We start from the raw sequence: 13573 nt of genomic DNA on the forward strand, positions 1-13573 counted from the left end.
CCGTCGTCGACGCGCGAGAGAGGGAAGCACAGCATGGATGCATTCATCGAAGGAGCGCTCGACGTCGTGTGGAGCGACTGGCTCGTCTGGCTCTGCCTGGGAGCCGGACTCTGGTTCACGCTGCGCTCGGGGCTGATCCAGATCACCGGGCTGCCGAACATGATCCGCAGCATCGTCCGCGGCGGCAGCTCGGCCGACGGCATCTCGCCGTTCCAGGCGTTGACGATGTCGCTGTCGGGGCGCGTGGGAGCGGGCAACATCGCCGGCGTGGCCGGTGCCATCGCCGTCGGCGGCCCCGGCGCGGTGCTGTGGATGTGGGTCGTGGCGCTGCTGGGTGCGGCGACCTCGTTCATCGAGTCGACGCTGGCTCAGATCTACAAGGAGCGTGACCCGCGGACCGGCGAGTATCGCGGCGGGCCGGCCTTCTACTTCGAGCGCGCCTATCGTCACACCTGGGCGCGGATCCCGCTGACGATCTACGCCTGGTGCTTCGCGATGGCCTCGGTCATCGCGCTGGGCATCTTCCTGCCGGGGATCCAGACCTCGACGATGGCCACGGCGGTCACCAATGCGGTCCCGGCCATCGACAAGTGGATGGTCGGCGTCGTGCTGGCTCTGGTGCTGGGCACCATCATCATCGGCGGCGTGAAGCGCATCGCCGCCTTCACCGCCCGCGTCGTGCCGATCATGGCGGCGTTCTACCTGCTGGTCGCCATCGTGGTGGTGCTGTTCAACATCACCGAGATCCCGGACATGGTCCGGCTGATCGTCTCCTCGGCGTTCGGCGTGCACTCGGCCTTCGGCGGCATGCTCGGCGTGGCCATCAGCTACGGCGTCCAGCGCGGCATCTACTCCAATGAGGCCGGCCAGGGCACCGGCCCGCATGCCGCCGCGGCCACCGAGGTCTCCCACCCGGCCAAGCAGGGGCTGGTGCAGGCCTTCGCGGTCTACATCGACACGCTGATCGTCTGCTCGGCCACTGCGTTCCTGATCCTGTCGACGGGCATGTACCGCGTCTTCGGCGAGGCGGAGTCGATGGTGAGCTTCGGCGGCTACGCGGACGGGCTGGGCTTCGAGGCCGAGCCGGGGATGGACGTCGAGTACACGCAGGCCGCACTCGACTCCTCGCTGCAGGGCGCCGGCGCGATCCTGCTGGCGGTCGCGCTGACCTTCTTCGCCTTCTCGACGGTGGTCTACTACTACTACATGGCGGAGACGAATCTGACCTATGCGATCCGCCGGGTGAAGAGCCAGACCTTCCAGCGGGCCGCGCTGGCCGCGCTGCAGGTGATGATCCTGATCGTGGTCTTCTACGGCGCGATGGGCGCCGGAGGACAGGCCTGGTCGATCGGCGACATCGGCGTCGGGCTCATGGCCTGGCTGAACATCGTCGGCATCCTGGTCCTGCAGGGGCCGGCATTCAAGGCGCTGCGCGACTACCGGAAGCAGCTCAAGGCCGGTCGTGACCCGCAGTTCGATCCGCGCGAGGTCGGCATCCGCAATGCGGAGTTCTGGGAGCGGCGGGCCGACGGCGCCAAGCCGGGAGAGCCCGACGCGGGCGCCGAGCGGGAGCCGACGACGACGCGCTGAGCCTCGGGCCTCCGAGCACTGCCCCTGAGCGCTGAGTGGTCACTTCTGACGGCGTCGCACGGCCCCGCACGGCGTGTCGGCCCCGGATCCCGGGCAGAAGTGACCACTCAGCGGCGAGGCGCACGAAGGGCCCGGGAGGCGATCCCGCAGGATCCGCCTCCCGGGCCCTTCGTGCGCCCCGGAGCGACTGCTCAGCCTCTGCCGCGTGCGGCCGCCGAGGCCTCGTTGCTCGCGCGCCGACGCCGGTGCAGGTGGGCGATCGGGAGGCCGCCGGCGGCCCCCAGCAGGACGACGCCGAGCAGGCGCGGCACAGTGAACGAGCCTTCTTCGGCTCAGGAGGCCGGCTCCTGGGCGTCGAGGTGGATGCCGTGGACCGTCGCGAGCACATAGGCGGTGCCGCAGAGCACGGCGAGCACGGGGGCGTAGACGGCGGTCAGGCGGCCCAGGCTCATCGATCCCCTCCTCAGTGCTGAGTGGTCATCTCTGACGGTATCCTACGGCGTGTCGTCCCCGGAATCTGGGCAGAAGTGACCACTCAGCGTGAGGAAGCGGTTCGGCTCAGGCCTCGGGGATCCAGACCCGCATCGTCGACGGACCCCGGTCGGCCCAGGCGTGGTATGGGACGAGGGCGACGTCGGCGACCTTCCCTGCCTCCCGGGCCGTGCCGTCGTCCGACGTCGACCGGTACGGCCACGAGCTCTCCGGCAGAGCACGGGTGCGCACCTGCACCCAGGTCCGCCCGTCGCGACGTGCCAGCGGGTGCGCCGTCACCAGCTCGGCGGCGGCGACGTCCTCCGCCAGCCCGGCGGCGGCCAGGTCCGGGGACTCCAGCGCCAGCACCAGCGGGCCCTGTTCGACGGCGACCTGGCCGCGGACGGCGTCGACGCGCGGATCCGCCCGGGTCAGCCGCGGCTCGACGGGCAGCTGCAGCGTCAGCGACTCCTCGGCGTGCAGCACCACCGGTCCGGTCATCTGCCCTGAGGGCACGGCGCGCGCCTCGCCCTCGGGCCCGATGAGCTGCGCCCCGGCGGCCCAGGACGGCACCCGCAGCCGCACCGCCGCGCCGTCGGACGGCGCCTCGAGCGCGGTGACCGTCACCCGGCCGTCGTCGGGATAGACGGTGCGCAGCTGCAGCGCCGCCTCGGCGCCGTCGTCGAGCCGGGTGCGCACTGTCGCCGGCATGAAGTGGTGCAGGTGCAGCTCCTTCCCGTCCTCTCCGCCGACGCCGCCGAGCAGCGTCCCGAGCGAGGCGATCGTGCGGATGAGGTTCGTCGGGCAGCAGGAGACGGCGAACCACGGTGCCCGCACGCTGGAGGCCGCCCGCGGGCTGACCTCGTCGGGCGCCGGCGCGCGGCCCACGGTCCGCTGGTGCAGCGGGTTGGTGTAGAAGAAGCTGGCCCCGTCCTCGCCGACGGCGGCGGCGACCACGTTGTACAACGTGCGCTCGACGACGTCGGCATGCTGCGCGGCGGCGTCGTGGAGGAGCAGCCGCTGGTTCGTCTGCACTGAGGCGATGCCGGCGCAGGACTCGGCATAGGCGCGGTCCGGCGGCAGCATGAAGTCCCCGCCGAAGGCCTCGCCGTCGTGCCGGGCGCCCATGGCCCCGGTCAGATAGGTCCGCCGGGCGAGCGTGGTCTGCATCTGCCGGTCGACGGCGGCGACGAGCTCGGCGTCGCCGGTGTCGACGCCGACGTCGACGGCGCCGGCGGCCAGGTACAGCGCGCGCACCGCGTGGCCGCGCAGCACTTCGGCCTCGCGGACCGGGACGTCGTCCTGGAAGTACTCCGGGCCGAAGCCGATCTCGCCGAGGTGTCCGCGGCCGCGACGCTCGACGAAGAGGCGGGCCTGCTCCAGGTATCGGGGATCGCCCGTCGCTCGGGAGAGCTCGGCCAGCGCGGTCTCGATCTCCGGGTGCCCGCCGAGCCGGGTGTCGTCCGGGTCGCCGAACTCCGCGCAGACGTGGTGGGCGACGGCGAGGGCGACGCGGACCAGCTGGTCCTCGCCGTGGGTGCGCAGCCGGGCGACGCCGGCCTGGATCAGGTGTCCGAAGCAGTAGAGCTCATGGCCCCATTCGAGGTTCGAGTACCGCGGCGGCTGGCCCGCGCGGCCGAAGGCGGTGTGCAGATATCCGTCGTCCTCCTGGGCGGCGGCGACCCGCTTGGCAAGTCGGCGCAGGCGGGCGTCGAGCGCGGCGTCGCCGGTGCGGCCGACCTCCCAGGCCATCCCCTCGAGCAGCTTGTAGACCTCGGAGTCGGCGAACTCCGTGCCGCGCCGACCCTCGGGCAGGCTCCCCGTCGCGGCCAGCTCGAAGTTCGGCGCCCAGCCCATCTCCTCGACCCAGTGCTCGGCGTGGGGGATCGTCGTCGAGCGGTTCAGCTCCTGGCGGGATCCCCAGAACCCGCCCTCCAGCCGGACCTCGTCCACGCCCAGCGGGCGCAGCGCGCCGGTGCGCGGGACGGCCGGGGCCACGGGCGACGTCGGACGGGTGCTGGCGGAGGCCTCGGGGCGGGCGGGCCGCTCGGCGGACATGCAACGGGCTCCTTCATCGATGTAATCCGTGAGGGGGATCATTCTATGGCAGGAGCGTCGGACTCTGCGCGCCCCGCCCGGCACTGAGTGGTCACGTATGACGGGACCTTGCGGCATCAGACGGCGTGTCACCCCCGAGAAGCCGTCAGAATTGACCACTCGATGGGGGGCGGATCAGAGGGACGCGCCCTGCGGAGGGGCGCGCGAGGCCGAGGGCGGGCGGTGTCGGGCGGCCCCTTCTCGCGCGCGAGAACGGAAGGGGCCCGGGAGCAGCAGCTCCCGGGCCCCGTTCTGTGCCGGTCAGTCGGCAGGAGGTCGATCAGACGAGGATCAGCCCTCGTCCTCCTGATCCTTCTTGTCGACGATCAGCGTCTCGGTGGTCAGCACCAGCGCCGCGATGGAGGCGGCGTTCTGCAGCGCCGAGCGGGTCACCTTGACCGGGTCGATGACGCCGGCCGCGATGAGGTCGCCGTACTCGCCGGTCTTGGCGTTGAAGCCGTGGTTCGGCTCCAGGTCCGCCACCTTGGAGGCGACGACGAAGCCGTCCTCGCCGGCGTTCTGCGCGATCCAGCGCAGCGGCTGGACCAGCGCGCGGCGGACGATGCCCACCGCGGCGGCGGCGTCGTCGGAGAGCTCCTGGACCGTCGAGTCCTCGTCCAGGGCGGACAGCGCGTTGATCAGCGCGGTGCCGCCGCCGGCGACGATGCCCTCCTCGAGCGCGGCACGCGTGGAGGACACGGCGTCCTCGATGCGGTGCTTGCGCTCCTTGAGCTCCACCTCGGTGGCCGCGCCGACCTTGATGACGCCGATGCCGCCGGCCAGCTTGGCCAGCCGCTCCTGCAGCTTCTCGCGGTCCCACTCGGAGTCGGTCGCGTCGGCCTGGGCCTTGATGGTCGCCGCACGCGCCTGGACGTCCTCCGCGGAGCCGGCGCCGTCGACGATCGTGGTGGAGTCCTTGGTGACCGTGACGCGGCGGGCGGTGCCCAGCGCGTCGAGGTCGACCTGGTCCAGCTTCAGGCCCAGCTCCGAGGAGATGACCTGACCGCCGGTGAGCACCGCGATGTCCTCGAGCATGGCCTTGCGGCGGTCGCCGAAGCCGGGGGCCTTGACCGCCGCGACGTTCAGCGTGCCCTTGAGCTTGTTCACCACCAGAGTCGACAGGGCCTCGCCCTCGACGTCCTCGGCGATGATGAACAGCGGCTTCTTGGCCTGCATGACCTTCTCCAGCACGGGCAGGAACTCCTGCACGTTGGAGATCTTGCCCTGGTGGATCAGGATGTAGGCGTCCTCGAGGACCGCCTCCTGCCGCTCGCCGTCGGTGACGAAGTGCGGGGAGAGGTAGCCCTTGTCGAACTGCATGCCCTCGGTGATGTCGAGCTCGGTCGACGTCGTCGAGGACTCCTCGATGGTGATGACGCCCTCGGTGCCGACCGCGTCGAACGCGCGGGCCAGCAGCTCGCCGACCTCGTCGTCCTGCGCGGAGATCGCGCCGACGTAGGAGACCTCCTGCTGGCCGGAGACCTCGCGGGCGTTGGTGCGCAGGCGCTCGGTGATCGCCTCGACGGCGACCTCGATGCCGCGCTTGATCTCGCTCGGGGCCGCACCGGCGGCCACGTTGCGCAGGCCCTCCTTGACCAGCGCCTGCGCCAGCACCGTCGCAGTGGTGGTGCCGTCGCCGGCGACGTCGTTGGTCTTGGTGGCGACCTCCTTGGCGAGCTGGGCGCCGAGGTTCTCATAGGAGTCCTCGACCTCGATCTCGCGGGCGATGGTCACGCCGTCGTTGGTGATGGTCGGAGCGCCCCAGGACTTGTCGAGGACGACGTTGCGGCCCTTGGGGCCGAGCGTCACCTTGACGGTGTCGGCGAGCTTGTCGATGCCGGCCTCGAGTGCCTTCCGGGCGGCATCGTCGAACTCAAGCTGCTTTGCCATGTGCTTGCTGCTCCTTACAGAGAGTCAGAACAGAGTCGATGTTCGGGTGTCGAGAGAGCTCGGGGAGCCCGCGATCACTTCTCGACGACGGCCAGGACGTCGCGCGAGTTCAGCACGAGGAACTCGTCGCCGCCGGTCTTGACCTCGGTGCCGCCGAACTTCGAGTAGATGACGACGTCGCCCTCGTTGACGTCGACGGGCACACGGTTGCCCTTGTCGTCGACGCGGCCCGGGCCGACGGCCACGACCTGGCCCTCCTGGGGCTTCTCCTGGGCGGTGTCCGGGATCACCAGGCCGGAAGCGGTGGTCTGCTCAGCTTCCAGGGGGCGGACAACAATGCGATCCTCGAGGGGCTTGATGGAGACTGACACGTCAGTACTCTCCTTTGCGTGAAGTCGATCTCGGTTGCGGTCGGGCCCTGCCCTTCCAGGTGACGCCGGGAAGTGACGGGCTCGGAGATGTGTTGCGCGCCTTGGGAGTGACCAACCGTCGTCGCGGTGCCGGATGGCGCCCCGTCAGGCTCGTCGCCCCGGGTGACGGCCCGGCGCGACGGGCACCCCGCGGTGGTGGGTGCCACGATAGACTTTAGGACGGCTTTAGCACTCGGTCAAGCAGAGTGCTAAAGCCGGCGACGGCGGGCGGAGGCCGCTTCTCGCGCCGGTCCGCGCCGGGGCGTCCGGCTCGGCGCGGGCGGCCGGCCGCCACCGACCGGCACAGTGTGCGGCGGGCGTCCCCGCGGCAGTAGAATCGGGATCGGCCCGGATCCCGCCAGACTCCCTCTGAGAGGCACCAGTGACTGAGACTCCCGCTGACTCCCACGACCCCTTCGCCCTCGTGGGGCTGACCTACGACGACGTCCTCCTGCTCCCCGGCGAGACCGACGTCATCCCCTCGGAGGCCGACACCGCCACGCGGCTCTCCCGCGGCATCGAGATCAGCGCTCCGGTGGTCTCGGCGGCGATGGACACCGTCACCGAGGCGCCGATGGCCATCGCGATGGCCCGCCAGGGCGGCATCGGGATCCTGCACCGCAACCTCTCCATCGAGGACCAGGTCCGGCAGGTCGACAAGGTCAAGCGCTCCGAGTCGGGGATGATCTCCGACCCGGTGACCATCACCCCGGACGCGACGCTGAAGGACCTCGACGACCTCTGCGCCCACTACCGCGTCTCCGGACTGCCGGTGGTCGACGCGGAGAAGACGCTGCTGGGCATCATCACCAACCGCGACATCCGCTTCGTCCCGGCCGAGGACTACCTGACCACGAAGGTCTACGAGAAGATGACCGCCCAGCCGCTGATCACCGCGCGCGACGGCATCGCCTCCGAGGAGGTCATCCGGCTCTTCTCCGAGCACCGCGTGGAGAAGCTGCCGCTGGTCGACGACGCCGGCCGGCTGACCGGGCTGATCACCGTCAAGGACTTCGACAAGGCCGACAAGTACCCGCAGGCCACCAAGGACGCCGAGGGCCGGCTGCGCGTGGGCGCGGCCGTGGGCTTCTTCGGCGAGGGCTTCGACCGTGCGATGAGCCTGGTCGAGGCCGGCGTGGACACGCTGGTCGTGGACACCGCCAACGGCCACACCCGCGGCGTGCTGGACATGATCGCCAAGCTCAAGGCCGAGCCGGCCGCCGCCGGCGTCGACGTCATCGGCGGTCAGGCCGCCACCCGTCGCGGCGCCCAGGCGCTGGTCGACGCCGGGGCGGACGCCATCAAGGTCGGCGTCGGGCCGGGCTCGATCTGCACCACCCGCGTGGTCGCCGGCGTCGGCGTCCCGCAGATCACCGCGATCCACGAGTCGGCCAAGGCGGCCCGCCCGGCCGGCGTGCCGCTGATCGCCGACGGCGGACTGCAGCACCCCGGCGACATCGGCAAGGCGCTGGTCGCAGGCGCCGACTCGGTGATGCTCGGCTCGCTGCTGGCCGGCGCCGCGGAGTCCCCGGGCGACCTGGTCTTCTCCAACGGCAAGCAGTTCAAGGCCTACCGCGGCATGGGGTCGATGGGCGCGATGCAGACCCGCGGGAAGAACACCTCCTACTCCAAGGACCGCTACTTCCAGGCCGACGTCCCCGAGGACGAGGAGCTCATCCCCGAGGGCGTCGAGGGACGCGTGCCCTACCGCGGCCCGCTCTCGGCGGTGCTGCACCAGCTGGTCGGCGGGCTCCGCCAGACGATGTTCTACGTCGGCGCGCACACCGTCGACGAGCTCAAGGCGCACAGCAGCTTCGTGCGGATCACCCCCGCCGGACTCAAGGAGTCCCACCCGCACGACATCTCCATGACGGTCGAGGCGCCGAACTACCAGCGCTGAGTCCGCCGGAGGCGCGCCCGCGGCGGTCGCGGCCGCCGACTAGGCAGGCCCGCGCAGGACGAGAGGAGGGTCGTGTTGGCCGCATCCCAGCCGACGCCGGCGCCGGCGTCGTACGTGGACGCGCCCGCTATGCGGGTGGGCGCGCACTGCCGCACCGCCTGGCGCCAGGCGCGCGAGGCGCTGGTCGACATCGCCGGCCTCGAGTTCCTCGCCGAGCTGGCCGACGGCACCCTGCCGACGGCGACCTTCGTGCACTACATCCAGCAGGACGCGGCGTATCTGGCCGGCTACGGCCGGGCGATGACGCTGCTGGCCGCCGGCGCCCGGGACCGCCACCAGATGCGCTTCTGGGCGCGGGCGACCTCGGAGACCATCGCCGAGGAGCAGGCGATGCAGGCCCAGCTGATGGAGTCGCGGCAGTTCGCCTCGATCGCCGCGGAGCTGGCCGGCGACGACGGCGAGGTCGTGCCCTCGCCGACGACGCTGGGCTACACCTCCTGGCTGGTGGCCACCGCCGCCGTCGACGAGCACGAGGTGGCCGTCGCCGCGGTGCTGCCCTGCTTCTGGGTCTACGCCGAGGTCGGTCGGCACCTGGTGGAGACGATCGGCGAGGGCATGGCCGAGCATCCCTACCGGCGCTGGGTGGAGACCTACTCCGACCCGGAGTACGACGCCGCCGTCGAAGAGGCCTGCGGCATCTTCGAGGCCCTCTATGAGGAGGCCGACGAGCCGCTGCGGGCGCGGATGCTCGCGGCCTTCCGCCGCGGATGCGTCTATGAGCACCACTTCTGGGACGCCGCCCGTCGGCGGGAGGACTGGAGCCGCTGAGGCGACGCGCGCCGTCGCCGGCGGGCCCGGCACGGGCCCGCGACGAGACCACGATGCCGCCCGTCCGGGTCGGCGAGGAGGAACAGAGACGTGACCAACGAGATCCCGATCGGCCTGGCGAAGTCGGGCGTCCGCGGCTGGGCGCTGGACGACGTCGCCGTGGTGCCCAACCGCCGCACGCGCAGCCCCCAGGAGGTGAGCCTCGACTGGCAGATCGACGCCTATGACTTCGACATGCCGGTCATCGGAGCGCCGATGGACTCGGTGATGTCGCCGGCGACCGCCATCGCGCTGGGGCGGCTCGGCGGCCTGGGCGTGCTGAACCTCGAAGGGTTGTGGACCCGCTACGAGGACCCGGAGCCGGTGCTGGCCGAGATCGCCGAGCTGGAGGCCCAGGAGGTCTCGCCGGCGAACACCGAGCGGCTGCAGCGGCTGTACTCCGAGCCGATCAAGGCCGAGCTGATCACCGCCCGGCTGGCGGAGATCCGCGAGGCCGGCGTGGTGGTCTCCGGCTCGCTGACCCCGCAGCGGACCCAGGAGTTCTACCAGACGGTCGTCGAGGCCGGCGTGGACATGTTCGTCATCCGCGGCACCACGGTCTCGGCCGAGCACGTCTCGCAGAACGGCGACCCGCTGAACCTCAAGGAGTTCATCTACGAGCTCGACGTGCCGGTGATCGTCGGCGGCGCCGCCGGCTACACTCCGGCGCTGCACCTGATGCGCACCGGCGCGGCCGGCGTGCTGGTCGGCTTCGGCGGGGGATCGTCGACGACGACCCGGCGCGCGATGGGCATCCGCGTGCCGATGGCCACTGCCATCAGCGACATCGCCGCCGCCCGCCGCGACTACCTCGACGAGTCCGGCGGCCGCTATGTCCACGTCATCGCCGACGGCGGACTGGGCACCTCAGGTGACATCGTCAAGGCCCTGGGCATGGGCGCCGACGCGGTCATGCTCGGCACCACCCTGGCCCGGGCGGAGGAGGCCCCCGGCCGCGGCTGGCACTGGGGCCCGGAGGCGGTGCACCCGGACTTCCCGCGCGGGCACCGCACCCACGTGGGCACCGTCGGTCCGCTGGAGGAGGTCCTCTGGGGCCCGAGCCACCACACCGACGGTTCGTCGAACCTGATGGGCGGGCTGCGCCGGGCGATGGCCGCCACCGGCTACTCGGACCTGAAGTCCTTCCAGCGCGTCGACGCGATCGTCTCCCCGCCGAGCCAGCAGCAGAGCCGCTGAGCCGGCCCCCGGCCTGAGAAGAGCCCGTCGGCTCCTCCGCAGCTGCGTGCGGGGGAGCCGACGGGCTCTCTCATGAGACCGGGACGGTCGGCGGGCGGAGAGGCCCGTCAGCGACGGGCCTCGGGGTCAGTTCCCGCGGCCGGTGCCGTTGTTCCCCGTGCCGATTCCGTTCCCGCTGCCGTTGTTCTGGCCCGGCCCGTTGCCCGGGTGGTCATCCCGGTTGTGGCCCTTGCCCTCGGGAGGACCCTGACCCGGGCTCGGGTTCCCGGAGCCGTCCTCACCGGATCCGTCCCCACCGGATCCGTCGTCCGAGCCGTCCTCGGAGTCCAACGCGATGTCGACGATGACCGGATCGTGGTCGGAGGCCCGCCACTGGTCCGGGGCGTAGAGATCCGTGGCGCTGCCGTTGTAGCGGCTGTACTCCGCCGCGATCGGCTCGACCGAGTTGATGTTCCAGATGTCGGTCTGCACCACCGAGGCCGCCGCGGCCTCGGTGCCGAGGACGTGGTCCAGCGAGCCGACCTGGCCGTCGTAGGCGTAGGAGTCGCCGACGTCGGCGGCGAGGTTGCTGAAGCCGCCGTCGGCGAGCACCTGCATCGGGTCCTCCTGGGTGTAGGAGTTGAAGTCGCCCATCAGGAAGACCCGTTCGGTGCCGGTGTCGGCGGCCAGCGCGTCGGCGAAGGCGTCCAGAGCCCCGGCCTGCTCCTGGCGGGCGGCGTTCCACGCGCCCTGGCCGTCGCCGGTCTCGGCGTTCGGGCCGTCGTCGGGCGCCGAGCCCTTGGACTTGAGGTGGTTGACGATCGCGAAGAAGCGGTCGTCCTCGTCGCCGTCGACCGGCTGGAACTGCTGCGCCAGCGGCTCGCGGGCGTTGGAGAAGATCGACTCGATGTCGAGGGCCGACAGCTCGTCGGTCATGATGTCGTCGATGCCCTCGTCGAAGAGGATCCGCGAGTCGCCCACCGGCTCGACGGCGTCGACGCGGTGGATGAAGCCGTTGCGGATCACGTCCTCGTCCCCGACCGCCGGGGTCTCCTCGGGGCTGGCCACAGCGGCCCACTCCGCGGAGCCGGCGTCGGCGTTGAGTGCGTCGACCAGGTTCTGTATGGCCAGGTCGCGGTCGGCGTCTTCGGTGAAGTGCGCGGAGTTCTCGATCTCTTGCAGCGCGACGACGTCGGCGTCCAGCGCGTTGATCGCCGAGACGATCTTGGTTTGCTGTCGTTCGAAGGACTCCTGCGAGTAGGCGCCGCGGGCGGTGCACCAGTCCGTGGTGGTCGGCTCGCCGTCGCGGTCGCTGTAGTAGTCGCAGCCCTGTTCGTCCTCGCCGAGGTGGACGAAGTAGTTGAGCACGTTGAAGCTGGCCAGTCGCACGTCGCCTTCAGGGGCGGCGGGCTGCTGCTCGCCGGCGCGCGTGTCCTCGATCGACGCCGGCTGGACCTGCTCGGCGGTCTCGCCGGTGAGATGCCCGGTGGGCTGCAGCCGCCACTCGTCGTAGCGGTGGTCGACGATCACCGGCTGCTCCCACTGCACCTCGGCGCCGATGCGCACCGGGTCCTCGGAGGTGATGTAGGGCAGCTCCTGATCCCAGCCGGGGGAGCGGCTGAGGTTCGTCGAGGAGCCGTCGTCCAGGTAGAAGAGCCGCTCGGCGTTCTCGGCGGCCAGCGCTTGGGACTGTTCGCCGGGGGCGACGACGTCGGTCGGCGTGGACAGCGGCTCGGAGCCGGCGACGACGCCGAGCTCGCCGTACTGGTTCAGCGTGTAGTTGTCGGTGACCGTGTAGCTGCCCTGCGGGTCGATGAGCATCCCCGCCAGGCTCTGCCGCGCGGCCTCGGTCTCCGGGAACTCGACGACGGCGGGCTTGATCGCCTCGGCCGGCTCGTCGAGCTGGGCCAGCGCGTGCTCCGGGGTCTGGTCGGACCCGGCGTAGAGGGAGAGCTGGACCTGGCCGGAGTAGGTCGTCACGTCGGCGGTGAGCTCGACGTGGTCGCCGACGGAGACCTCGCCGACCTGCCACGGGGAGTAGACGAAGACCGCGTCCGAGGCGGTGTGCTCGTCGAGGTCGACGTCGCCGCCGGTGCCCGGGGTCTGGACGACGAAGCCGTCGAAGCCGCCGGTCGGGTAGGCGGCGGTGACCACGCCGCTGACGGTGACCGGCTGCTCGAGCAGCTCGTTCTCGCTCGCGTCCAGGCTGCGCGGGATCTCGTCGATCGTCAGCTCGACCGGCTCGTTCCGGTCGCTCTCGCCGGAGCCGCCGTTCTCGCCGCCGCCCTCGTGGACGATCTGCTCGCCGGCGCTGTTGGTCGGGGTGATCGTCGACGACAGCGTGAAGTCCGCGGAGTTGTCGTCAGTGTCGACGCCGTCGGTGCGCACCATCGAGCGCACGTCCGAGCTGCCGGAGACCGAGTCGGCGGCCGCGGTCTCGACGGTGTTGGCGTCGCCGTAGCCGAGTAGGTCGACCACGCCCTCGACGTCCTGGACGTCGCCCAGCGGCACGTCGATCGGCTGGTCGGAGTCGGAGAGCCAGATGATGCCGTCGCGCATGGCCGTCGTCCCGCCGAGGTGCTCGTCGGGCTGAGGCAGGGCCTGTCCGTCGCCGGCGGAGAGGCCGGGGTTGGAGATCAGATAGTGGCCGCCGGGCTCGACGGTGCCGCTGAGGTCGGTGTGTCCCGAGGGCGTGAGACTGTCCTCGCCGCGCGAGGAGGGGCGGTAGTTGATCGACCAGCCGGAGAGGTCGACGGCGGTCTCGCCGGTGTTCTGCAGCTCGATGAAGCGCTGGTCGAAGGCGGCGTCGGTGCCGGCGCCGGTGGTGTAGACCTCGCTGATGACGACGTCGGCGCTCTCCTGCTGAGCGGTGAGCTCGGTCTGTGAGGTCTGTGAGGTCTGCTCGGTCTCGGCGGGCTGCTGCGGGGCGGCTGACGCGGAGACGGGGGCCAGCAGCGCGGCGGTCAGACCGGCGCCGGCGACGACGGCGGCCGGGCCGCGACTGCGGAACCGTCGAGGGCCCGGGGCGCCGGCGGCGCCGGTCGGGTCGGAGGGGACATCCATAGGGTGGATCCTCATCGTCGGTGGTGGAGTGAATCGACGGTGCGTCGTGATCGGGCGGCGATACCCGGCCGCGGAGCCGGGGGCGCGCCGCCGCCCGATCTCACCATCG

At 71.4% G+C, this 13573-nt stretch carries 8 protein-coding genes; 4 read left to right on the forward strand and 4 right to left on the reverse strand.

Features of this window, described 5'->3' with window-relative positions:
- Positions 1–33: 33 nt before the first annotated feature.
- Positions 34–1590 carry an alanine/glycine:cation symporter family protein gene (locus tag GCL72_RS01615; protein ID WP_153142967.1) on the forward strand — a complete coding sequence of 519 codons (1557 nt, stop codon included), beginning with the start codon at positions 34–36 and terminating at the stop codon, positions 1588–1590.
- A 558-nt stretch (positions 1591–2148) separates the two neighbouring features.
- On the opposite strand, the gene GCL72_RS01620 is transcribed toward GCL72_RS01615, so the two are convergent.
- From GCL72_RS01620 to groES, 3 genes are all read right to left on the reverse strand, one after another.
- The gene (locus GCL72_RS01620) at positions 2149–4119 is read right to left on the reverse strand and encodes a glycoside hydrolase family 127 protein (protein WP_153142968.1); all 1971 of its coding nucleotides are present in this window, start codon (positions 4117–4119) and stop codon (positions 2149–2151) included.
- Positions 4120–4449: 330 nt separating this feature from the next.
- Positions 4450–6048, reverse strand: a complete 1599-nt coding sequence (groL, locus tag GCL72_RS01625; protein WP_153142969.1) for a chaperonin GroEL — start codon at positions 6046–6048, stop codon at positions 4450–4452.
- Positions 6049–6122: 74 nt separating this feature from the next.
- Entirely contained in the window at positions 6123–6419 is a 297-nt protein-coding gene (groES, locus tag GCL72_RS01630; protein ID WP_010524466.1) for a co-chaperone GroES, read from the reverse strand.
- 421 nt (positions 6420–6840) lie between these two features.
- On the opposite strand from groES, the gene guaB reads away from it, so the two are divergent.
- The 3 genes from guaB (at position 6841) to GCL72_RS01645 (ending at position 10422) form a co-directional block, all read left to right on the forward strand.
- Entirely contained in the window at positions 6841–8358 is a 1518-nt protein-coding gene (gene guaB / locus GCL72_RS01635; RefSeq protein ID WP_153142970.1) for an IMP dehydrogenase, read from the forward strand.
- Positions 8359–8433: 75 nt separating this feature from the next.
- A complete protein-coding gene (locus tag GCL72_RS01640; RefSeq protein WP_153142971.1) occupies positions 8434–9186 on the forward strand; it encodes a TenA family protein in 753 nt (250 codons plus the stop codon).
- Between the two features lie 90 nt (positions 9187–9276).
- A complete protein-coding gene (locus GCL72_RS01645) occupies positions 9277–10422 on the forward strand; it encodes a GuaB3 family IMP dehydrogenase-related protein (RefSeq protein WP_153142972.1) in 1146 nt (381 codons plus the stop codon).
- A gap of 126 nt (positions 10423–10548) precedes the next feature.
- On the opposite strand, the gene GCL72_RS01650 is transcribed toward GCL72_RS01645, so the two are convergent.
- Complete coding sequence (locus GCL72_RS01650; RefSeq protein WP_170289521.1) at positions 10549–13464, reverse strand: ExeM/NucH family extracellular endonuclease; 2916 nt, start codon at positions 13462–13464, stop codon at positions 10549–10551.
- Between the last annotated feature and the right edge of the window lie 109 nt (positions 13465–13573).

Origin of the sequence: Nesterenkonia halophila (assembly GCF_009467795.1) — a bacterium.
Lineage (GTDB): Bacteria > Actinomycetota > Actinomycetes > Actinomycetales > Micrococcaceae > Nesterenkonia > Nesterenkonia halobia.